Raw genomic sequence first — 21707 nt, 5'->3', positions numbered from 1 at the left:
TATTATAAGCTAGTGAGTTCTAGTCATGATCATGACCAGCATGTGGGTCATTAGCAGGAGTTTGGTTTATTGTAGGCTTACTAGGCGTTGTTTGAATAGCTTCATCTGTTTCAGGTTTTTCAGTTACTTTAGTAGGATCTACGTTAAATAAGTTTGCATAATACATGTCTAAAGCAATATACGCAGCTAAATAGCGATCACTATTAGCATTTTTTATTACTTTTTGTAAAGGCGCAGCTATTAAATCCAATCGCATGCTATTGGTTTGTACCAATGCGTTAAAAGTAGTTGCTAAACTTTGATTTTTGAAATTACTGCTTAAGCAATTAAAAATATCAGCACGATAATTAATGCTATTGTCATCATTCCATAAGTTATGCTGACCCTTTAAGGCTTCAAATACTTTCATACTGTGCGGTGAAGCGACGTCTTGAAATTGAACACGGTTACCTTGTAAAGTTCTGAAGAATGTGGTGTATGCTACTCTTAAGTCGTTATTACGACTATTAAATGCTTTTAAAATGTCGTTTTCAAAAGACAGTAATGCTTCATTATATAATTTGGTGTCAATGTCATTACAGTTTAAAACATTTTCTGAATCTACATACTTATAATCATCAAAAGTAGCAGCAGAAGGCTCATTTTTACAACCATAAAATGATAAGCATAATACAAGTACAGTAAGTTTTAATAATGTTTTCATTGTTTTTAAATTTAATGTTTATTCAGTTTGTAATCGTTGTTGTTCTATTTTTTCAGAAAGTCTTTTTTCTATTATTGGTTCAATTAATGTTTTACGAATATTCGTTTTTACAAAAGGATACAATTCCAGTTCATGTTCCATTTTGTCATTTGGATTAGGATGTTTATTTGTACCTAAAAGCGTAATCTCTCCATTTTCAAATTGTTCTTGTTCCTTCTGGTCGCTTTCTTTTATTTTTCGTTGAATAGTACCTTCTTTTAAAGCAGATAAGAAACCACCTTTGGCTTCAATTTCTTTAAAAAGAATTAAAGCTTTTGTGGCCAATTGATTCGTTAGTTCTTCAATATAATAGGCTCCATCAGCAGGATTATTGACCTTGTCAAAATAGCTTTCATGTTTTAGTACCAACAATTGATTGCGGGCAATACGCTCACCAAACTCATTGTTTTTGTGATAAATGGCATCATAAGGCATATTGCAAATAGCATCACTCCCTCCTAAAATTGCACTCATACATTCCGTAGTTGTGCGCAACATATTGGTGTTATAATCATATATTGTTTTGTTGCGTTTACTTGGTTTTGCAAAAATGGTACAAGTCTCATTAAAGCCATATTCACTTGCTAAAGATTTATATAATACTCTCAAAGCACGAAGTTTGGCAATTTCAAAAAAGTAGTTTGAACCAATTGAAACGTTAAACAAGCATGTGAAACTAGCTTTATCTTTTGGTTTTATTTTGGCGTCCAAATGGTTCAGATATTCATTAACGTGCGAAAGGCTATAGGCTAATTGCTGAACAATATTGGCACCTGCGTTTTGGTATAATGATAAATTTATGGTTAAGGCATTTGTAATTGAAACGATGTCATAAAGATTATCATGATCGGTATTTAAATTTTGAAACCAATTCCCAGTTTTACAAAGATTGCCAATAATGTCTAACTCAAGTTGAATATTATCTTTACTTAATAATTCTTGGTGTTTTTTTATGTATTCTGGATCTATAAACAAACACTCTAAATAAACGTTTACAGCGCTTAAATCAATTTCAAGTAATAATTCACTTAATGAAATATCTGTGGAAGGTATAATAAATTTAATAGCATTAGCACCTCTTTTTAGGGCATTAATGGCTTTTTGGTTAGAGGCTTTGGCGCTGTGTGCGTAAATTGTTTGGCAAATTGACCACTGGTTTAATGAGTTGTCAATTGCCAAAGGCTCTTCTACTATATCTTGATGATAAAATGGTTTAACATTAATACCTTCAATGGTTTTCCAAATAAGAGTGTCATTATAATCAGCACCTTTTAAATCGGCTTGTATTTTTTGTTTCCATTGCTTTGATGAAACTTCTGGAAATTCTTGAAATAATGGTTTAGTCATTTTTGTCTTCTTTTGGAATACTATCTTCATATTCTATAATAAAGATTTCTTCATTGTCTTTCTTCATATAGTATTTCTCTCGGGCTAGTTTTTCAATACCCTCCTCATTACTCAATTCTTTTATTTCTTTACGGTCTTTTTCAATTTCTTTTTTATAGTATTCTTTTTCATCCTCTAATTTATCAATTTCACTATTCAATTCATGATGAATAAACCAAGAATTTGCATCAAAAAACAACATCCAAATAGCAAACACAACAAATATTAATAAAAAAATATTTTTGAATGGCTTCAAGTATTTACTTTTAAATTTTGCCATTTATACTAAACGTTGATTAATGATGGTTTTGACAATATCAACAGCAACCGTGTTGTATTTATTGTTTGGAATAATAATGTCCGCATATTCTTTCATGGGTTCAATAAACTGTTGGTGCATCGGTTTTAATGTGTTTTGATAACGGTTTAAAACTTCTTCCAAATCACGACCACGTTCTGAAATGTCACGTTTCAAGCGTCTTATTAAACGTTCGTCACTATCAGCATGCACAAATATTTTTATGTCAAACATATTGCGTAATTCAGGATTTGTTAAAATCAAGATGCCTTCAACAATCATAACCTTCCGTGGATTGGTTTTAATAGTGTCTCCAGTGCGATTGTGCTTTACAAATGAGTAAACAGGTTGGTCAACAGCATTGCCTTTTTTTAACTCTTTTAAGTGTTCCTCAAGCAGTTCAAAATCAATAGACCTAGGATGGTCAAAATTGATTTTTACACGTTCATCATAGCTCAAATGTGAGGTGTCCTTGTAATAGGAGTCTTGTGATATGACACCAACTTCACCTTCAGGTAATTGATTTAAAATTTGATTGACAACTGTGGTTTTACCACAACCAGTTCCACCAGCAATTCCTATTATTAACATGCATGAAAAGTTTACAAACACAAATTTAGTTATTTAACCAATAAATGAAAGGCTTTGATACAAAGCTTTTAATTTTATTGGAATTTTATTTTTGTTTTGTAGAAAAACTATATATTTGCAGTCCTTTAAGATAACCAATTTTCGGGGTGTAGCGTAGCCCGGTTATCGCGCCGCGTTTGGGACGCGGAGGTCGCAGGTTCGAATCCTGCCACCCCGACTTTAAAGCTCAACATTTTGTTGGGCTTTTTTATTTGCGATACTTTTTTAATTGAAACAATCACATAGAATTTTTGAAATCGATTATCATTGAATGTTATGATAAAGATCAAAACCTATCTAATCAGTTTTTTAATCGTTTCTATGAGTCAAACCAATGCACAGCATATTATTCCCAAATCTATTAGCAATGAAGCACAAGTCGCTTTCATGCATTTTCCAGAATTGGAAAATATACCTATTGAAATTCGGTTTAAAAAGAATATAAAAAAATCTACTATGCTAGCCCAACCAAAGTTTGGTAGTTTTTTTAGGAAGAAATCATATAGAAGTTATGTGATATTAATAAGTGAAACTTTTAAAATATCTAATAAACAATTCTCAACACGTGATATACCCTCAGATATTTTAATTGGATGGATTGGCCATGAATTAGGGCATATTATGGATTACCAAAATCGTAGTAAAATTAATTTGATTTGGTTTGGATTGAAATACTTATTATCAGAAAATCATATAGTTGAAGCAGAACGTGCTGCAGATCGTTTTGCGGTTAATCATGGTATGGCAGATTATATTTTAAAAACTAAAAATTTCATACTTAATCATGCTGATATATCCGAAACCTATAAGAACCGTATTAAGAAATATTATTTGTCACCTGAAGAAATAATGGAAATTGTTGCAGAACAACATAAAGCCTCAAATACTTATGAGTAATTGTTGACAAACTGTTCCCATTCTTCAAATTTTTCTTCACCCATGACACGTTCCATTTTTACTTGACCGCCTTTCTTTTTATTGGCTCCACTCCATTCATAAAAAACGTCTGATGAAACAATTTGAACTTTAACACCTTTCAATGCTTTAGACCGTGCAACTTTATAGTTTTTATTGGCGTCACTCAAATGTTTATCTAGTTTTTCTGCCAATATTTTAGAGTCTATATTCAATTTATCACACGCCAAATACCAACTGTGATAAAAATCGTCATCATAGCGTTTAGCTGACAAGGTATATTCCGGTATTTTTAGATTTAATTCTTCCTCTAAAAACTGAACAGCTTTATCAAGTTTATTGACTGATAATTGTGATCCAACGGTATTCAAGAAAAACTTTGTTCGACCAGTAATTTTAATTTCAGCGTTTTCAATATCAGTAAATTCAATGGTGTCTCCAATGAGATATCGCCAAGCACCACTTACTGTACTTATGATTAGAATATAGTCTTGATTGGGTTTTACATCAGCTAAAGTAATAGCGGGAGCATCAGCCACAATAGATCCATCTTGATTGATATATTCAGGTTTAAAAGGAACAAATTCAAAATAAATCCCATTATCCGTAATTAACTTCATTGATGATGTTTCTGGTCGCTGTTGGAATGCAATGAATCCTTCAGAAGCCAAATAAGTGTCAATAATGGTAACAGGTTTTCCCATTAAAGCCTCGAAACTTTTTTTATAAGGTCCAAAGGCAACACCGCCAGAAGTGAAAACCTGAAGATTAGGCCATATTTGGTGGATGTTATCGAGATTATGATGTTCAATAACTTTTTCAAGCATGAGTTCAATCCAAGATGGAATGCCACTCAACGCACCAATATCCCAGTCTTTCGCACGTTCTGCAATTCGTTGAACGCGCTTATCCCAATCGTCAATTTTTGCAATTTCTTCTCCTGGCTTGTAATAACCATTAAACCAACTGGGAATGTTACTTGCGCTAATACCACTAATTTCTCCTTCAAGAAATTGATCGTTTTCATTTAAATCTGTTGAGCTACCTAGCATCATAATTTCTTTCTCAAAAAAATCTGCAGGGAGATCAAAATTCTTGAGTGCAAAAACTTGCTTAATTCCAGCTTGCCTAATAACTTCAATCATATCATCAGTAACCGGAATACGCTTACTTTTTTTACCAGTAGTCCCTGAACTCAAAGCAAAATAACCTAAATCACCTGGCCATGTAATATTAGATTCACCGTTGTGAAGTCTGTTCCACCAATCAGTATTCATTTTGCTATAGTCATGATAGGGAATACTTGTAGAAAAAGTAGTTTGGATATTATCAGAAGCCAGTATGTTTTTAAATTGATAATGTTTTCCAAATTCAGTGTCTTTCGCTTTTTTCAATAAATCAGATAGCACACTTTTTTGCTCTTCAACAGGATTAGGATCTGATTCCAAAGTTCCTTTTAAGTTTATAACTCCTTTTATTAGGTTTCCTATAATTGCCATAAAGCAAAATTATTTTTAATCCCAATAGGACTGTTACTTTTTTACTACAAGATTTAACTCAATCACAATTTTAAATAGTGTTTAATGTAATTGATTAACTTTTATTATATTAAAGGTATGTTTAAATTATATATAATTGGAGTAAGCATTCTCATTATTGCCATTATCGCAAATGCACTAGTTGTGAAAATTGGCATAAAATCTTGGTATGATTTTATTGAATTATTAAACGAATTTGGAATACACGCTTTTGGTAAATTAGGTATTGTAGATTATTTGTGGCTATTTATTGGTTATCCATTCATTTTAGGTTTTGGATATTGGATTGGTTCTAAAGTACATAGTCTTCTAATGTAGTATTTCAATAGTGAGTGTCTTATTGAATTTATAATTATTAAATACGATAATATAAATTTTATTAGCGTTACATATGTAACTGAATTTCATGTTATTTAAGGGTAAACCAAAAAATAAAATAATTATGAAAATTCTAAAAACATGTCTTGCTGTTTTCTTAATGATTACAATGACAGCAACATCCCAAACAGAAAAAGATAAGAAAATAATTAACGATGCAGAAGCTGCTAAAACTGAACTTATTAAAATGAATTCAGACATTAGCCCATTTTTTAGTACATCTTCTGGTTATGTCATTTTTCCAAATGTTGGAAAAGGTGGTCTCATTATAGGAGGAGCAAGCGGCAATGGAGTAGTGTATGAAGATGGTATGAAGATTGGTATGGCTGATTTAAAAAAATTGAGCGTTGGTCTTCAGGCTGGTGGTCAAGCTGTAATTGAAGTTATATTTTTTGAGACTGATGATGCATTATCTGATTTTAAAGAAGGTAACTATGAGTTATCAGCTGAAATTTCTGCAGTTGTTCTTGACAAAGGAAAGTCTAAAAACCTAGATTATAGCGATGGCGTACTCGTTGTCACTATGACAAAGGGCGGATTGATGGCTGATATTTCAGTAGTTGGTCAAAAATTTGATTTTACAGCTTTCAAATAAATCATTAAATAAAATTCCTAAAGGTTGGCGTTAATGCTGACCTTTTTTCTTACTTCTAATAAATTTAAATTCTATTTATGTCAGATGTTAATGAAAAACATTTTAAGATTAATCACCTTCCTAGGTTGCTTGTTGAAACTTACAAAGCGTGGGAAAAGGATAAGCCTTTTAGGTTAAGTGCCATAGTAGCATATTATGCAGTTTTATCATTGCCAGGTTTACTAATTATTATCATTAATTTGGTAGGCTCGGTTTGGGGTACTGAAATTGTTCAAGGACAATTGACTGATGAAATTTCTAGAGCATTAGGAAGTGATGCAGCTAATTCTATTCAAACTATGCTTGCGGAAACCCAAAATAATACCAGAAACACAATGGCTACTATTTTGGGTATTTGTACTATAATTTTTGGCGCAACAGGTGTATTTTATCATTTACAACTATCATTAAATCATATATGGGAAGTAAAAGTAAAAGATGATTTAAGTATTTTAAAAATGTTTATAAGGCGCTTGAGAAGTTTTGCTTTTATACTTGCAATTGGTTTTCTTTTACTTATTAGTTTTATAGTAACAACAGCTATTACAGTACTGACGACTTATATAAAGAGTTTGTTTCCTGATTTGGTGGTGTACATTGCTTATGGTTTAGATGCACTACTGTCTGTTGGAATTATTACTGTGTTATTTGCTTTAATGTTTAAATATTTACCTGATGCTAAAATTAAATGGAAAGCAGTATGGGTTGGTTCCATAATTACTGCAATTCTTTTTGTATTAGGAAAATCATTATTAGGTTTTTATTTTGGAGAAGCCGATCCAGGTTCAACTTATGGAGCTGCAGGTACAGTTGTACTTATTTTATTATGGGTATCGTATTCTTGTTTAATCCTATTTTTTGGTGCAGAGTTTACGTGGGTTTATGCCAATGCATATGGCTACAATATTGAAAAAGATTTAAAAACAATTGCATAAAAAAACCTCAACATTTGTCGAGGTTTTAAATGAGTGAAATAAATATATTACCACTCACTTATTTCTTTTCTCAAAGCTTCTTTTTGTTTGCCGGTTTTCTCTTGTAATTTACCTAGCATTTCATCAAATTTTCCTTCAGCAAAAGTTACGTCATCATCGGTTAAATTGCCGTATTTTTGTTTGAATTCTCCTTTGACTTGATTCCATTTTCCTTTTAATTCTTCAGAATTCATAATATTGTGTTTTAAATTAATACTTCATTTTCGTTACTGTAAAATTAACTCAAGGTGACTTGTTAAATTATCGCAAACCAATAAATCCTTGACTATAACCATTAATAAGCTATTAAAGGCGTTAAGTTTTATAGTAAATGTGCTAAATAATTATCTAAAGGAAGCTAATCTTTGTAAGTGAATTAAAAATATTAATATCATGGACATTCCCAGTGTGAAAAATGAAGAACAGTATGAAGCTCTTAAAGATAAAGGATATAGTTAGCAAAAAGCTGCTAGAATTGCTAATACACCCAATTCAAGTGAAAAAGGAGGTAAGGCTTCAGCCTATGAAGATCGTACAAAAGAGGAGTTGTACAACAAAGCTAAAGAGATTGGTATTGAAGGTAGATCAAAAATGTCTAAATCTGAATTAATACAAGCATTAAGGAATAATTAAAAAGTGTATTTTTATAAATAATTACATATTAATTTATGATTGAAGCTAAAACCATCAGACAAATTTTTGTGCTCTTAACAATTGTTTTAATGGGCACATTAATTTTCAAGGAAATGTTACCATATTTTTCAGGTGTTCTGGGAGCCATAACGCTATATGTTTTGCTCAAAAAGCCATTGGTTTTTTTAATTAATAAAGGATGGAATGTTAATCTTGCGTCGGGTTTTCTCATGTTTATGTCATTTATTATCATCTTAATTCCAGTAGGAGGTGTGATTCTGATGCTGACCAATAAAATTGGTTATGCTATTGATAATTCAAAAGAAGTTGTAACGGCTTTTAAGAAAGAGTTGAATCATATTGAATCGTTTATTGGTCGTGATATTTCCTCGCAAATAGATGTTTCGGCTATTTCATCGTGGCTTTCAGATAACTTACAAAGTTTGGCAGGAGGTACTTTCAATGCGTTTTTAGCCATTACAATCATGTATTTTTTATTGTTCTATATGCTTACTAACAGGAAAATGTTACGAGAATCACTTTATGAGTATATGCCAGTAAGTACGGAAAATTTAAAAACATTAGGTAAGGAAATTAGAGAAATGGTACGTTCCAACGCTTTGGGAATTCCATTAGTTGCCATTGCTCAAGGTTTTGTAGCCTTAATTGGGTTTTTAATTTTTGGTATTGATGATCCGTTGTTTTGGGCTGCAGTAGTTGCTATAGGGTCAATGATTCCATTTGTAGGTAGCATGCTGGGAACCTTTCCTGTTTTTATACTCTCCTTATCAAATGGTCATGCATTCCAAGCGTGGGCTATTTTAATTTATGGAATTGTTGTAGTTGGAGCAACAGATAATATTATTAGATTATTTATTCTCAAAAAATTAGATAATGTTCACCCTTTAATTACACTCATTGGTGTTATCATTGGTATTCCTTTATTCGGATTTATTGGTTTAATTTTTGGACCACTTCTAGTAAGTCTGTTTTTAATAATTGTGAGAATTTATAAAAAGGAATACGCATCAAAACCAAAAGGAAATCTCTAAACAAAAGCTAAACTGCTTTTAAAGTATGTCATGATTTGACAATACTATTTGCATCAAAATTAATTTTTTTACGGTCAAGATATTTGGAAAAAAGTATTTAATTAATTGTAACCATTAATTAAAAAATAAAATTATGATACGTAATTATGAAGCATGCATAAAAGCCTGTCAGGACTGCTTAACAACTTGCCAAGACTGTTTAAGCCATATGTTAGGTAAAGAAAGCTTTAATGATTGTCCTGAATGTTGTTTGCAGTGTGTAGAGGCTTGTTCTATCTGCATAAAATTTATGATAATGGACAGTAAGTTTACAAAAGAGTACTGCCTCTTATGTGCTGAAATTTGTGAATGGTGTGCCGAACAATGTAAGCAACACGAACATGAACACTGCCAAAAGTGCGCAGCCTCATGTTTAGCTTGTGCCGAAGCATGTAGATTGCAGGCAGCATAATAAAAGAAACTAATAATTAAAAAAAATATAAAATGAAAAATAGAGATTATACAAAAGACAAAAATGGATTGGAAAAAATGCGTGAACTCATTGATGCACCAAAAACGGTAATGTTAATCACAGGATTGAATAAAAAACCACTTTCTGTGTGTCCTATGACCTTGCAACAAATAGATGAACAAGGAGAGTTATGGTTCTTTACTTCAAAACAAAGCGATCATTTTAACGATATTGACTATAATAATAAAGTTCAGATTGTATATGCTGATGAGGCTAAAAATAGATATATCTCAATTTATGGAAATGCGACGCACATAGAAGATAACACCAAACTAAATGAATTATGGAAACCAGAATTAAGTCATTGGTTTAAAGGAGGTAAGGATGATGAAAATTTGGCTCTTATGTGTGTTAATATGGAGGATGCCTACTATTGGGATGGTCAAGACCAAAAACGTGTTTACGTTTTAGAAATGGCTGAAGATTCCATGGGTTTTGTTCACGAAACTAATAGTGAGAAAGGTTATGTTAATCTTCACAACCATTAACCTTAAAAATAATTGCTATATTAAAGAAAAGCCCAACACATGTTGGGCTTAATTTTTTATGTTATTTGGTTTTAAAACCATTCAAAATAGAATCCTGAAACTATTACAGCTATTACTAATACTATTAAAGCTACAATAACAAAAGTTCCAGTAAAAATGGTTGTTTTGTCATCTTGTAATAAATAATCTTCTCTATCTGAATCACTATCTTTTATAAAAGGCATAATATAATTGTTTTTATTTGTTAATATAAATTGTTTTTCTGTTCACAAACTCATGAATTCCCTCTCTGGAAAGCTCTCTGCCGTATCCTGATGCTTTGGTGCCTCCAAAGGGTAGTCTAGGGTCAGATTTTACCAATTCGTTAATAAAAAAGGCACCATCACTTATTTTTGATGATTGCTTTAAGGCTTTTTCTGTGTTTTCGGTAAAAACCATTGTACCTAAACCATACTTGGTTTTACTAGCAAGCTTGTAGGCTTCTTTTTCTGTATTAACTTTTGTTATGGCGACAATGGGCCCAAAGGTTTCATCATCAAAAACAGGCATGCCAGGTTCGACATTGGTAATAATTGTTGGCTCAAAAAAGGCCTTATCTTGATTATTTCCAATTAGGATTTTGCCTCCTTTTTTTACCGATTCATCAATTTGCTCTTTTAAGGTTTCAGCCAAATCAACTCTAGCCAATGTGCTTATGGTTGTTGATTTGTCCTTGGGATTACCATATTTAAGGTCTTTTATCTTTTCTGTAAACCGTTCTATAAATTCGTCATAAACAGATGCCATTACTATAAATCGTTTTGCAGCAATACAACTTTGACCTGTATTTTGCATACGTGCATTCACAATGGTGTCCATGTACTTATTCAAATTGGCATCTTTTAAAATTATACAGGCATTGTTACCTCCTAATTCCAAAACAGTTTTCTTCAGATTTTTACCTGCTACTTCTGCGATGTGTTTACCTGCTTTTTCGCTACCTGTCAATGATACTGCTTTAATTCTTGAATCTGATATGAGCTTTTCAATTTGGTCATGCTCTGCGATTAGAGTCTGGAAACATCCTTTTGGGAAACCGCTATTTTCAAATAATTCTTGTATAGCAAGAGCGCAACCCGTTACATTGGATGCATGTTTTAATAGAACGGTGTTACCAGAAGTCAGTGTTGGAATGGCAAATCTTAATACTTGCCAAAATGGATAATTCCATGGCATGATACCTAAAATTATTCCCATAGGGTCATAACTTACAAAACTTTCTTTGGCATCAGTTTCTATTATTTCATCAGACAGAAAAAGGGCTGCATTTTTAGCATAAAAATCACATAAAAACACACATTTTTCAATTTCTGCCCGACTTTGAGTGATGGGTTTTCCCATTTCTTCAGTCATCAACGTACTATAGCTGTCAATATTTTGCAATAGTGTTTTTGAAAGTCTTTCAAGAAAATCTGTTCTTATGGCAAGATCTTGGTCTTTCCAATGACTAAATGCTTCTTCTGACATTTTTAAACAAGCATCAATCTTGTTGTCAGAAAATAATTCATAAGTTTTTATCTGATTACCCGAGTAAGGGTTTAAGGTTTGTATAGTCATCATTTATCTTTTCTTTTCAAAATTATTTACAAAGAGCTTTTCTGCTTATCTTTAAACGTGAAATAGTTAACTCTTTTACGTAATTTTGTTTACGTTAAGATTTAAATTTATAACGATAACATAATTCAACATTTATCTTGATATTGCTGATAAGAAATTTAGTTTAATTAAAAACAAAAAATAGACATGAGTAATAACGGAAATACAGTTTTAGGAATTTTAGCAGGAACAGCAGTAGGTGCTATTTTAGGCATTTTGTTTGCTCCTGATAAAGGAAGCGTGACAAGACAGCGAATAGCAGACGAAGCTGAAGCTCAAAAAGAAAGATTAGCATCATCTGCAGTAGATTTAAAAGATCGCGTAGTTAATAGTGTTGGAGCTCAAAAGCAAACATTAGACGAACAAGTAGAATCTATTGTTTCTAACGCTAGTTACAAGGCAGAAGATGTGATAACAACATTAGAGGCTAAGCTAAAAGACCTCAAAGAAAAAAACAAAAAGTTTCAGAAGAATTCTGTTAATGTATAATAATAATTCAATTTATGAGCGTATTTGATTCATTAGGAGAAACTGCTGATAAAGCAACAGATACTGGTGAGAAGTTTTTAAAAACTTCTCACCAGTATTTTAAACTGAAAGTCTTTCAGCAAATCACATTCTCTATTAGCTTGATTACTAAACTTATAGCTATTGGTTCCTTTGTATTTATTGGCTTTATTTTTGGAGCTGTGGCTGGTGCAATAGCTTTGGGAAATGCTTTAGAGAGTATGTCGCTGGGCTATTTGTTAGTTGGGCTAATATTTATCTTGATAGGCGTTATTATTTATGTTAATCGTTCGTTTATCAATAAAATAGTTTTGGAGAAATTGGGATCAAAGTTTTTCTCTGAAGACAATTAATGATATTTTTTAAATAAGAATTGCACATTATGAAACCAACATATAGAAATTTTCAAGAGGTTGAAGCCGATTTAAAACGTCTAAATCTAGAACGAAAAATTGCATGGGAAGAACTCAAACTTGTTAAAAATGATTTCAAGGAAGATCTTCAACCTTATAACTGGATACAAAGTATGATAAGAATTGCAGGTAAATATGGCGCTTTTATTTTGCTCAAAAAATTGTTTAAAAGATAGATTTAAACACTCACCGATAAAGCTTGTTTTTTAAACTCATGGGGCGTAATGCCATACTTTTCTTTAAATATTTTTGAAAAATAACTTCTACTCGTAAAACCAATTGTATATACTACTTGTGAAATGTTTAATTCAGAATTACGAATTAAATCTCTTGCTGTTTGCAACCTTATATGTCTTATATAATCTGTAACCGTTCGGTTATAAAGGTGTTTAAAGCCATCCTGTAATTTTAACTGTGATAAACCAGATTCCATGGACATGGATTTTAGGTCATAATTTTTTGAAGGATTATCAACAATCTTTTTTGATAGTTTCCGTATGATACGCAACTCACTTTTTAAAAGCGAATCTGGGATTTTAATATCGTCTAAAGTGTTTTTGTGCGTTTGAATGTGAAGTGATAATATTTCATAGACAATAGCCTCTATCTTTAAAATCCTTATCATACCTTTAGACTTAAGATTCTGAAGCTCATTAATTTTATCAGCGATTTTTAAATTAAAACTTCCGAAAAAGCGAAATTTATTTTCATGATCGGTGTCCATAAACACCTCGTATAGCTGTTTGTTTAGTTGGGATACGTTTGAATGCTTTTTCTTTAAAAACTCTTGTCGTACGATTTGTATTATAGTTATTTGCAGATTTTGATCTTTAGGAAAAACAAAATTATTTTTACTACCATCTTTACTGGTAAGAATTAAGGTGTGAAATTCTTCAACATATTGTAGATCTTTAGGATCTTCATAATAATGCCCTAAACGCCCATTTGACGAATAAATAAATTGAATGGGATTAAACTCACTAGCATCAAGTGTTAAGTTATAATATTCTGAAAATCTAATATCTAATTGAATAAGCTCAACACCCCAATCTAATTGGAGATATTTTATAGTCCCAAAACCATTACTATTATTAACAGTAAGCTTAATTTTTCCGAATGTCTCTGTTATGTTGCCTCCTAACTTTGTTTGCAGTTTTGATAGTAAATCAGTATTGTTTCTTGGAAGTATATGTAAATTGTTCATGATGATTAAATAATAAGTGATTGCAATTTCGACTTTTTTTTCAAAATAATTTAACTTTTTACTTTATTGAGTTAATTTATTTACTCAAATGAGACCATGCGTTATGGTCTTTTTACAACAAACACATGCTTTTAGACTTCATCGCGACGCACTAATAATGTTATAACGCATAATCATATAAGTCATTAAATACACGGATTGTATCCAAAGTTTACGATGATAGGTATTAATTTCGTAACTATATTAACATTAAAACCAATTTTCAATGACCATTTTTGAAGCTATTAGACATGACCATGACATTCAACGAGATTTATTAGATAAATTAATAAATACCAGCGGAGACACAAAAAATCGAGATTCTATATTTAAAGAACTAAAACAGCAACTGCAAATACATGCTGAAGCTGAAGAACGCCATTTTTATAAACCATTAATTAGTAATGACATGATGCAAGAACACGCAAGACATGGTATTGCTGAACATCACGAAATTGATGAATTAATAGAAAAGCTTGAAAAAACAGAATACGATTCATCAGCTTGGCTTAAGACAGCAAAGGATTTAAAGGATAAAGTTGAACATCATTTAGAAGATGAGGAACACACATTTTTTCAGTTGGCAGGAAAGGTATTTAATGAATCTCAAAAGATGAATTTAGTCAAGCCGTATAAATCTTATATGTCTGAAAATTTATAACATATGTATACACATACGAATGTACGTGATAATTTTGCCAGCAGTCTTAATAATATGTGAGCTATTTCTAAAATTATACACCAAAAATTGTGGTATAATTCAATTTTATCTTATCGAGTTAATTTAAAAATCTATTGAATTAATTACTCAAATAATGAAGTGTTAATTTTACTGTGAAAGCAAAAAAAAGGTGCGATATGACGAGCATCGAATAGGTTAATCGTCTGTAATTTTAAAATTAATAGAATGGAAACTTACACAGAAAAAATTGGCAGTAAACTCAATGAGTTATTAGAAAAGAATTATGATGCAGAAAAAGGATATAAGAAAGCTGCGGAAAATACAGAGAATTTAAGTTTAAAGAATTTCTTTCAAAGAAAAGCCCAAGAACGATACAATTTTGGTCATGAAATAAAAAGTGAATTACAAACTTTTGGAGAAGAACCTGATAAAGGAGGAAGCTTCACAGGTAGCATGCACAGAACATGGATGGATGTTAAAGCAATATTTTCTTCTGATAATGAAGAGGCTATGCTCGAAGAAGCCATTCGAGGAGAAAAAGCATCTGTTGAAGAATACGAAGATGTATTAAATGAAATGTCTTTGCCTGATTCCACAAAAAACGTGTTGTTAAATCAAAAAAATACAATTTATAATGATCTTAATAATATTAAGCGTTTAGAAGATCTAAATGATTAATAATAGTTAGTTGGTTGGTTAGTAAAAAAGGATGAACTCATAGTGAGTTACATCCTTTTTTCATAAGTAGAGGTTCTATTTTCAATATTTTGAGTAGCTTATTGTAATAAGCTAGGGCGCTTTTTGTATTCTCTTGGACTGCAGCCATATTTCTGTCTGAAAATTTTACAGAAATAACTTCTGCTGGTAAAACCTATAGAGTAAACAACTTCAGAAATGTTTAAATCCGTGTTTGCCAACAAAATTTCGGCCTTTTCAATTCTTGCATTTCGCACAAAATCTGCTACTGTTGTAGCATGCATACATTTAAATCCTTCTTGCAGTTTTGCTGGAGAGAGTCCAGTATGATCACATAATTTTTTAATTGAGTGGTCATGATCAGGATTGTCAACGATAAATTCGGTAACCTTGCAGATTTTATTTAACTGTGTCTTATTAAGTTTGTTGTCTTGTTTGGAGCCATAGATTTCACCAAATAGCTGATCTAAATGGAGAGCGACAATGAAATAATAGCGACTTTCTAAGCGTATAGAGTCTACAATTTCAAAAGTTTCAGTTTTATTATGAATCACGCGTAGTTGTTCAGCGATTTTCAGACTATATGACGATACATGTATATGATTTTTTAACAATTTAAAAGAGTCAAACAGTTTATCATATTTATTAGTGCTTTCATTATTTCTGGCAATGAAACGCTTAAAATATAATTCTTTGTCCAAGCTAATTATATTCATGATAAAGTGCATATCCTTACTAATAGATATTTCACCTTCGTTTCCTACTTCACATCGCGTTGAGCTCGATTTATATTCTTCAATACGTTTAGATTTATGATGATTTTTAAATTCATAGAAACAGATACCTTGAGTAACATACATAAAATATAGAATGTCCTTCATATCATTTCCCAACTCCAAAGTAAGATGATCTTTAAGTCTGAAATTTAAGTCTATGGAAGTAAAACCTCGTCCGAAATCTATAAACCTAACATAACCTGAACCCTCATTTGTACTCAAATTATATTGATGAATACCATGACTTAATACAGGGATTTCTGCAATAAAATCAGCTAGATAACTTGCTTGAGTGTTGCAGCTCATTGTAATTAATTGATTTTCCATTCTAATTGAGTTAATAAGGTCTTGAATGTTAAAAAACATATTACTGTAAATTTATTGCAACTAATTGAGCTTGGTTAACACTATTGGGTTTATGTGTGTCGTTATTAAGGCAGTTAAGAGATAAAGTAATTTCTAACACTTTTTTTTAACATTTTAAATTCATATGTGTCAAAAAATAATTTTATTCGAATAATTCCAATTATTGATTTTCACGTACTTGCGTCTATAAAATATGTTTTACAAATTATCAAATACGGCTTCAAAAGAGCGCATTGAAAAAGAGTTCAATGCGAAGTTTAAATATCCAAATCTGTACGAATCAAACCCATTGATTAACGGATTCAAGGAAGAGAGCATTTATATCATAACAGATGAAATGCCCCATCAAATTGTTCCTGGAATTTGGGGTTTACTTCCGAAAGATTTTGAAGATGATTGGATTATTTTTCAAAATGTTAATAACACCTTGAATTTTGACGAAGACATGTTACAGAACGACGATACATTGAATAATCAATTCTGTAGTAAAAGATGCCTCATTATTATAACAGGTTTTTTCACCTCCTATATAAAGAATGGAACAATATATCCATATTATGTTTATACTAAACTAAATAATCCAATTAGCGTGGCAGGATTGTATAATAAACTAAATGATGGTTTTAAAACTTGTACTATACTAGTTTCTGAAGCGAATAATTTTATAAGGAATATTCACAATATTAATGTAAAAATGCCCTTAATTATACCAAAAGAAGCCAGGGAAAACTGGTTAAAAAATGAATCTAATATGGATATAGAGAGTTTTGCAAAAGCTTCGAACGAAATTGATTTACATGCTCACCCAATTGCAAAAGAGTTTTTTAAAAACGACATTGTATTTGAATCTATGTTGGATCCGGTTAGATATAAAGATTTACCTTAATCAATAATATTTGCTTTAAATTTATTTTTCAATTGAGATCGGTATTCGGTTGGTAAAATACCATAGTATTCAAAAAACCGCTTTGAAAAGTAACTCCTGCTTTTATAACCTATAGCGTAAACAATTTCAGATATATTCATATCAAAATCCTTTAATAAGTCTCTAGCTAGTTCAAGTTTTAATTTGCGCACATATTCATTAACAGATTTGTTATATAGTAATTGAAAACCTAATTGCAACCGTTTCGGGCTTAATCCAGATTCTCGAGATAATACCTCAATGGACAAGGGACTTGAAATATTGTCAATAATGTAATCTGCCAACTTATGAATTTGTTTTAAATCGCTCTTTGAAAGTGAATCTGGTAATACGGTCCTATTTTCGTAATTACGATGCTCTAAAAGTTGCATGGCTAAAATAAGATTCAATTGACCTTCTATAGTCAAGGACTTTATCATTCCTGTCTCCGAGCATGCATTCAAATCTTTAATGTAATCAGCAATTCTAATGTTGTAATTACCTAAATGTTGGAAAGCAACATCCGGATTATCCATTCTAAATATGGATAGTATAGAGTCTTGTAACGAATTAATATTATTATTCGCTTTTTTACGATACTCTTGCTTTATTATTTGAATAAAATTAACTTTAATTAATTCATTAGCAGGAAATAAGAAAGAGTTTTCTGCATTTGTCTTATTCGATAATATAACGTTTTGAAAACGCTCAAGATCTACAAATTTTCCATTCGGACTATATTTTAAATTACCTTCAGATATAAATAGAAACTCAATAGGACTATTTCCTGATATTTCAAAAACCATTTTTACGTCTTCATAAAATAGGACATTGTAATCTAAAAGTGAGATTCCCCAATCAAAACCAATAATTCTTATACTACCCTTACCTATTTTATTGTCAAAATGCAAAGTTTGCTCACCAAACTCATTTTTTATTGTGCCTTTTAGGCCTTTGTTGATCTCATCAATAATCTGCTTTATTCCAACAGACTTAACAAATATTGTTATCATTTTAAAAATAAAAATTAAATTTTTAGAATAATTTCAATTCTGGTTGTTAGTGATGCAAAGCACGAATAATCAACAGATTTTGTTTAACATTATACGCACGAAGTTTAACACTATTGGGTGCTTTTAGAGTATAATGATACGTGAAGAAATATATGTAAATGTTTCGCTATGAGGCTTTGTTGCGAACTTGCGATAAATATTGGTTTGGAGTTACACCAAATTTTTCTTTAAATACTTTAGAAAAGTAGCTACGAGAATTAATACCTATTTTGTAGGTGATTTCAGTTATATTTAAAGCAGAGTTTTCAATTAAATCTTTAGCCTGTTCTAATCTTTGATGTTGTATATATTCATTGACCGATTTCCTAAATAACGTTTTAAATCCGTTTTGAAGCGTATTTTGGTTAAGTCCAACTTTTTTTGCCAGGGAATTAACACTTATTCTGGTTTCGAGTTGACTTTCAATAATATCAACTGCATTTTTAACTTTATTAATGGTTGCATTGCGCAATAACGTGCGTCCATCTGGTCCGTTCTTATTGCTTAAATAATTTTCTAATTGTCTTGTGAGAATTTCATAAGCTTTACCTTCTAAAAAGGTTGCTTTCATGAAATCTGTTAAGTCACAATTTTTAAACTCTTCAATTAATTTAGAGATTTCTAGTGTAAAAAAGTTTTTATAATCAAACTGATTAATTCCGTTAACGTCTCTAAATAACATTTCAATATTATCGTCCATGTCTTTAACAAACGCTTCTACTTTAGATTCAAATAATTTACGATTAATTATTAGCGTAAATACATTTATTGGATTGCCTTTTTTTAGTATTAGTGAATGTGATTCATTATTTCCGGCACTACTCATCAAGCATTCCAATTGTTTTATTGAATTGGCTTTGCCGCTCGCGCTGAATTTATGACTTACTGATGAATCTAAATTGAATAGAACGTATAAAGCATTTATGGAATCTTTTTCAAAATTGATTACCAACTTCTTTTTTAGTAGCACATCGATTTCAAAAACACTAAATCCAAAATCAAATAATACCGATTTAATATGACCAGATCCTACTTCTTCAGGAAGATTAAAACATAATTCATTTCCGTCTTCATTAATAGTTGTATTCAGTTTATCTGCAACAATTTGAATTATATCGTGTGCATTTTTTGCCTCGCAGTGAATTTCCAAAATAGAATTTGTTTAAGGAATTAAAAATACTATAATTATTTTTAACGTATTGACTCAATCCATAATTTAAAAATTAAAGAAATTTTGTCTTTCATTTGAGTTAATGAATAATTCTAAAGAGCAAATAAACCTATGTGAATAGTAAGATATTTATACTATAGAAATTTGAAAGTCAAGTTTCTTTTTTAACTTAAAACACAAACACTATGTTACGTTGGACAATAATTTTTATAGTTCTTGCAATTATTGCAGGTATTTTAGGTTTTGGTGGTATTGCCGCTGGAGCTGCTGGAATAGCCAAAGTGCTCTTCTTTATCTTTTTAGTTCTTTTTATCATTTCGCTTATCAGAGGTAAAAAAGTCTAGATTTTATTAATTAACAAATCACTTAAAACAAACACTTATTATGAAGAAACTAGCATATCTATTTTTATTGCTATTTACATTTTCTATTACTTTAAATAGCTGTAGAGATACTAAAGAAAGTGAAGCCGAAGAAGCTGTAGAAGAAGTTGCGGATGATGTTGAAGATGCAGTGGATTGATAACATAAAGAAACTAGTAGTTAGTTAATTAGTTAGTTGGTAGACGGTATGTTACTGAAACATGCCTCTACCTTTTTTTAAATTGAATATTATGGAACAAGAAAGAAATGAATTAGATTATATAGAAAAATATCAGGCTAGGGGTTACACCAGTAATTTCAGATGTGAAAACAACAGTTTAATTGAACTGAAAACAAAAAAAGCTTATAAGCCAGAGCAAGTCATTATAAAACGAGAGCATAGATTTGAGGGCTTAAGTAATCCATCAGATATGTCTATACTTTATGTGATTGAAACAGAAGATGGTATGAAAGGTTTGGTCACAGCTAATTATGGTTCAAATAGTGATACGGAACTCGATGAGTTTTTTAAGAATATTCCCAAAGAAAATGATCAGTCAAATGAAGACATTTAAATTCAGTCTGAAGATCGTGCATCTTGAGAATACTCTTCACCTTCCAGAATTTTAGCGATTTTTGAAGGCGTTTGAATGAGATGATAATTTTCACCATTTATTAAAACAGGACAACAAAGAACTTTAGGATGCTTTTGAAGTACTTTTATCCAATCATCACTTGATAATTTGGTAGAGATATCATAATTTGATTTAAAATCAGGATGATCTTTTGCAACTAAATCTGATAAATTCATGTTTAGTTTTTTAGCAATTTCCGCCCACTGTGTACCAGTGACTTTGGTCTCGGAAATATCTATAATCCGAATATCAAAATCTGATGATTTCAAATATGCTAATGATTGTTTCCCTAACGAAGATTCTGAATGAAAAAATAGCGTATTTTGTCTATTATGAGTTGTTATGCTTCCCATGAGTTTAATTTTAGATAAAATTATTTCTAAAAATCAAATCACTGTAACCTTAATACTTTTAAAATTAACCCAATTGCAATTAAATGAAGGAATTTTTAAAACAAAATAAGAGAGCTATATATGGCGGACTAATCACTTTTATTTTTGTTGCCTTAAGCGTATTTCTATTAGGAAATATATCAGGTTATGAGGCAAAACAGCTGTTAAGTGCGTCACTACCAGGTATAAATATGCTTTGTAATACTATTGTATTGGCTTCGGCTACCATTTTGGCATTGTTACTTACCCTGTTAGCAATAAGCACAAGTACCAAATCAAAATTAAAAGATGGTCATTATCTCGAGGTATTGAATATTGCGAAAATTGATACTTCACTCTTTATTGTTACGCTCATTTTGTTTCAATTATTTAACATACCCATTACAGAATCTGATAATGTGCCAACGGTATGGTTTACTGCTATTTATTGGGCAACATTATTTTTGTCATCCCTGTTGAGTGGTGTTATGGTGGTAGTAATTTTAATGCTATATAATACTGTTAAAAATATTATCCTTATAGTTGGGCTTAAAAAAGATCATTCTTTGTTGAGTGAGGAACAAGAAAAAGTAAAAGAAAACCACGAGGATTTAGAGGACGAGAATGCTAGTTAGGTCGATAAATACGTTTTTCTTATGGCTTTATAATAACTGTTGATAACTTATAAGTAAGGTTTTTGACAAAAATTCTACTT

The 21707-nt window shown here is 30.9% G+C and carries 30 protein-coding genes, 1 tRNA gene and 1 pseudogene; 19 read left to right on the top strand and 13 right to left on the bottom strand.

Annotated elements, in window-relative coordinates; all coding sequences use genetic code 11:
* Nucleotides 1–19 precede the first annotated feature (19 nt).
* Genes HGK31_RS06970 through udk form a run of 4 tightly spaced genes read right to left on the bottom strand, consistent with a single transcriptional unit; the run spans nucleotide 20 to nucleotide 3017 of the window.
* Entirely contained in the window at nucleotides 20–703 is a 684-nt protein-coding gene (locus HGK31_RS06970) for a hypothetical protein (RefSeq protein ID WP_191859099.1), read from the bottom strand.
* Nucleotides 704–721: 18 nt separating this feature from the next.
* On the bottom strand, nucleotides 722–2089 hold the full coding sequence (locus tag HGK31_RS06965) for a methylmalonyl-CoA mutase subunit beta (RefSeq protein ID WP_191859098.1): 1368 nt from the start codon (nucleotides 2087–2089) through the stop codon (nucleotides 722–724).
* Nucleotides 2082–2408 carry an FtsB family cell division protein gene (locus tag HGK31_RS06960; protein ID WP_104734224.1) on the bottom strand — a complete coding sequence of 109 codons (327 nt, stop codon included), beginning with the start codon at nucleotides 2406–2408 and terminating at the stop codon, nucleotides 2082–2084. Before HGK31_RS06960 ends, HGK31_RS06965 begins: the two co-directional genes overlap by 8 nt.
* Nucleotides 2409–3017, bottom strand: coding sequence for a uridine kinase (gene udk, locus HGK31_RS06955; protein ID WP_191859097.1), 609 nt, complete (start codon nucleotides 3015–3017; stop codon nucleotides 2409–2411). It abuts the gene before it with no gap.
* A 142-nt stretch (nucleotides 3018–3159) separates the two neighbouring features.
* Between udk and HGK31_RS06950 the strand changes: the two genes are divergently transcribed.
* Both HGK31_RS06950 and HGK31_RS06945 read left to right on the top strand, forming a co-directional pair.
* Nucleotides 3160–3234 (top strand) — tRNA-Pro (locus HGK31_RS06950).
* A 98-nt stretch (nucleotides 3235–3332) separates the two neighbouring features.
* The gene (locus tag HGK31_RS06945; RefSeq protein WP_230401567.1) at nucleotides 3333–3953 is read left to right on the top strand and encodes a hypothetical protein; all 621 of its coding nucleotides are present in this window, start codon (nucleotides 3333–3335) and stop codon (nucleotides 3951–3953) included.
* Here HGK31_RS06945 and HGK31_RS06940 read toward each other — a convergent pair.
* Complete coding sequence (locus tag HGK31_RS06940) at nucleotides 3944–5470, bottom strand: GH3 family domain-containing protein (RefSeq protein WP_191859096.1); 1527 nt, start codon at nucleotides 5468–5470, stop codon at nucleotides 3944–3946. The genes HGK31_RS06945 and HGK31_RS06940 overlap by 10 nt on opposite strands.
* Before the next feature lie 117 nt (nucleotides 5471–5587).
* Here HGK31_RS06940 and HGK31_RS06935 point away from each other — a divergent pair, with 117 nt between their 5' ends.
* The 3 genes from HGK31_RS06935 (at nucleotide 5588) to HGK31_RS06925 (ending at nucleotide 7456) form a co-directional block, all read left to right on the top strand.
* Nucleotides 5588–5827, top strand: a complete 240-nt coding sequence (locus HGK31_RS06935) for a DUF7672 family protein (RefSeq protein ID WP_191859095.1) — start codon at nucleotides 5588–5590, stop codon at nucleotides 5825–5827.
* 124 nt (nucleotides 5828–5951) lie between these two features.
* Nucleotides 5952–6482 (top strand): lipid-binding SYLF domain-containing protein, encoded by a 531-nt coding sequence (locus HGK31_RS06930; RefSeq protein WP_191859094.1) that lies wholly within the window; start codon nucleotides 5952–5954, stop codon nucleotides 6480–6482.
* A 77-nt stretch (nucleotides 6483–6559) separates the two neighbouring features.
* Nucleotides 6560–7456: a YihY/virulence factor BrkB family protein gene (locus HGK31_RS06925; RefSeq protein ID WP_104734220.1), complete on the top strand. Its 897-nt coding sequence runs from the start codon at nucleotides 6560–6562 to the stop codon at nucleotides 7454–7456.
* 47 nt (nucleotides 7457–7503) lie between these two features.
* On the opposite strand, the gene HGK31_RS06920 is transcribed toward HGK31_RS06925, so the two are convergent.
* A complete protein-coding gene (locus HGK31_RS06920) occupies nucleotides 7504–7689 on the bottom strand; it encodes a CsbD family protein (protein WP_104734219.1) in 186 nt (61 codons plus the stop codon).
* 199 nt (nucleotides 7690–7888) lie between these two features.
* Here HGK31_RS06920 and HGK31_RS06915 point away from each other — a divergent pair.
* The 4 genes and pseudogenes from HGK31_RS06915 to HGK31_RS06900 all read left to right on the top strand — a co-directional run bounded on the left by HGK31_RS06915 (nucleotide 7889) and on the right by HGK31_RS06900 (nucleotide 10179).
* Nucleotides 7889–8128, top strand: a pseudogene (locus HGK31_RS06915) (DUF7218 family protein).
* A gap of 35 nt (nucleotides 8129–8163) precedes the next feature.
* Nucleotides 8164–9180: an AI-2E family transporter gene (locus HGK31_RS06910; RefSeq protein ID WP_191859093.1), complete on the top strand. Its 1017-nt coding sequence runs from the start codon at nucleotides 8164–8166 to the stop codon at nucleotides 9178–9180.
* 133 nt (nucleotides 9181–9313) lie between these two features.
* Nucleotides 9314–9631, top strand: coding sequence for a four-helix bundle copper-binding protein (locus tag HGK31_RS14730; RefSeq protein WP_191859092.1), 318 nt, complete (start codon nucleotides 9314–9316; stop codon nucleotides 9629–9631).
* A gap of 32 nt (nucleotides 9632–9663) precedes the next feature.
* A complete protein-coding gene (locus HGK31_RS06900) occupies nucleotides 9664–10179 on the top strand; it encodes a pyridoxamine 5'-phosphate oxidase family protein (protein ID WP_191859091.1) in 516 nt (171 codons plus the stop codon).
* A 71-nt stretch (nucleotides 10180–10250) separates the two neighbouring features.
* Here the strand turns inward: HGK31_RS06900 and HGK31_RS06895 are convergent, their stop codons facing one another.
* Nucleotides 10251–10403, bottom strand: coding sequence for a hypothetical protein (locus HGK31_RS06895; RefSeq protein WP_162919911.1), 153 nt, complete (start codon nucleotides 10401–10403; stop codon nucleotides 10251–10253).
* Between the two features lie 13 nt (nucleotides 10404–10416).
* On the bottom strand, nucleotides 10417–11778 hold the full coding sequence (locus HGK31_RS06890) for an NAD-dependent succinate-semialdehyde dehydrogenase (protein WP_317169721.1): 1362 nt from the start codon (nucleotides 11776–11778) through the stop codon (nucleotides 10417–10419).
* A 183-nt stretch (nucleotides 11779–11961) separates the two neighbouring features.
* On the opposite strand from HGK31_RS06890, the gene HGK31_RS06885 reads away from it, so the two are divergent.
* The 3 genes from HGK31_RS06885 to HGK31_RS06875 are packed head-to-tail and all read left to right on the top strand — an operon-like array spanning nucleotide 11962 to nucleotide 12910.
* Entirely contained in the window at nucleotides 11962–12303 is a 342-nt protein-coding gene (locus HGK31_RS06885; protein ID WP_191859090.1) for a YtxH domain-containing protein, read from the top strand.
* A gap of 14 nt (nucleotides 12304–12317) precedes the next feature.
* Complete coding sequence (locus tag HGK31_RS06880; protein ID WP_104734214.1) at nucleotides 12318–12674, top strand: hypothetical protein; 357 nt, start codon at nucleotides 12318–12320, stop codon at nucleotides 12672–12674.
* Nucleotides 12675–12703: 29 nt separating this feature from the next.
* The gene (locus HGK31_RS06875; RefSeq protein ID WP_191859089.1) at nucleotides 12704–12910 is read left to right on the top strand and encodes a hypothetical protein; all 207 of its coding nucleotides are present in this window, start codon (nucleotides 12704–12706) and stop codon (nucleotides 12908–12910) included.
* 2 nt (nucleotides 12911–12912) lie between these two features.
* Here the strand turns inward: HGK31_RS06875 and HGK31_RS06870 are convergent, their stop codons facing one another.
* The gene (locus HGK31_RS06870; RefSeq protein WP_191859088.1) at nucleotides 12913–13938 is read right to left on the bottom strand and encodes an AraC family transcriptional regulator; all 1026 of its coding nucleotides are present in this window, start codon (nucleotides 13936–13938) and stop codon (nucleotides 12913–12915) included.
* A gap of 265 nt (nucleotides 13939–14203) precedes the next feature.
* Here HGK31_RS06870 and HGK31_RS06865 point away from each other — a divergent pair, with 265 nt between their 5' ends.
* Entirely contained in the window at nucleotides 14204–14638 is a 435-nt protein-coding gene (locus HGK31_RS06865; protein ID WP_191859087.1) for a hemerythrin domain-containing protein, read from the top strand.
* A 246-nt stretch (nucleotides 14639–14884) separates the two neighbouring features.
* Nucleotides 14885–15337 (top strand): ferritin-like domain-containing protein, encoded by a 453-nt coding sequence (locus tag HGK31_RS06860; RefSeq protein ID WP_191859086.1) that lies wholly within the window; start codon nucleotides 14885–14887, stop codon nucleotides 15335–15337.
* A 98-nt stretch (nucleotides 15338–15435) separates the two neighbouring features.
* Here HGK31_RS06860 and HGK31_RS06855 read toward each other — a convergent pair whose 3' ends face one another.
* A complete protein-coding gene (locus tag HGK31_RS06855) occupies nucleotides 15436–16458 on the bottom strand; it encodes a helix-turn-helix domain-containing protein (protein WP_191859085.1) in 1023 nt (340 codons plus the stop codon).
* A gap of 232 nt (nucleotides 16459–16690) precedes the next feature.
* Between HGK31_RS06855 and HGK31_RS06850 the strand changes: the two genes are divergently transcribed.
* Entirely contained in the window at nucleotides 16691–17383 is a 693-nt protein-coding gene (locus HGK31_RS06850; protein ID WP_191859084.1) for an SOS response-associated peptidase family protein, read from the top strand.
* Here the strand turns inward: HGK31_RS06850 and HGK31_RS06845 are convergent.
* Together HGK31_RS06845 and HGK31_RS06840 are read right to left on the bottom strand one after the other, a co-directional pair.
* Nucleotides 17380–18414 (bottom strand): helix-turn-helix domain-containing protein, encoded by a 1035-nt coding sequence (locus tag HGK31_RS06845; RefSeq protein ID WP_191859083.1) that lies wholly within the window; start codon nucleotides 18412–18414, stop codon nucleotides 17380–17382. The genes HGK31_RS06850 and HGK31_RS06845 overlap by 4 nt on opposite strands.
* Nucleotides 18415–18580: 166 nt before the next feature.
* Entirely contained in the window at nucleotides 18581–19603 is a 1023-nt protein-coding gene (locus HGK31_RS06840) for a helix-turn-helix domain-containing protein (protein ID WP_191859082.1), read from the bottom strand.
* Between the two features lie 206 nt (nucleotides 19604–19809).
* On the opposite strand from HGK31_RS06840, the gene HGK31_RS06835 reads away from it, so the two are divergent.
* From HGK31_RS06835 to HGK31_RS06825, 3 genes are all read left to right on the top strand, one after another.
* On the top strand, nucleotides 19810–19968 hold the full coding sequence (locus HGK31_RS06835) for a DUF1328 domain-containing protein (protein ID WP_104734205.1): 159 nt from the start codon (nucleotides 19810–19812) through the stop codon (nucleotides 19966–19968).
* Between the two features lie 40 nt (nucleotides 19969–20008).
* The gene (locus HGK31_RS06830) at nucleotides 20009–20146 is read left to right on the top strand and encodes a hypothetical protein (protein ID WP_162919909.1); all 138 of its coding nucleotides are present in this window, start codon (nucleotides 20009–20011) and stop codon (nucleotides 20144–20146) included.
* Between the two features lie 91 nt (nucleotides 20147–20237).
* Nucleotides 20238–20561: a hypothetical protein gene (locus HGK31_RS06825; RefSeq protein ID WP_191859081.1), complete on the top strand. Its 324-nt coding sequence runs from the start codon at nucleotides 20238–20240 to the stop codon at nucleotides 20559–20561.
* A gap of 2 nt (nucleotides 20562–20563) precedes the next feature.
* Here the strand turns inward: HGK31_RS06825 and HGK31_RS06820 are convergent, their stop codons facing one another.
* Entirely contained in the window at nucleotides 20564–20974 is a 411-nt protein-coding gene (locus tag HGK31_RS06820; RefSeq protein ID WP_191859080.1) for an arsenate reductase family protein, read from the bottom strand.
* An 83-nt stretch (nucleotides 20975–21057) separates the two neighbouring features.
* On the opposite strand from HGK31_RS06820, the gene HGK31_RS06815 reads away from it, so the two are divergent.
* Nucleotides 21058–21627, top strand: a complete 570-nt coding sequence (locus HGK31_RS06815) for a hypothetical protein (RefSeq protein ID WP_191859079.1) — start codon at nucleotides 21058–21060, stop codon at nucleotides 21625–21627.
* The last annotated feature ends 80 nt before the right edge of the window (nucleotides 21628–21707 follow it).

Source organism: Hanstruepera ponticola, from assembly GCF_012931685.1.
Classification (GTDB): domain Bacteria; phylum Bacteroidota; class Bacteroidia; order Flavobacteriales; family Flavobacteriaceae; genus Hanstruepera; species Hanstruepera ponticola.
Note: the sequence above shows the minus strand (reverse complement) of the source record. Positions and strands in the feature narration are given on the sequence as shown.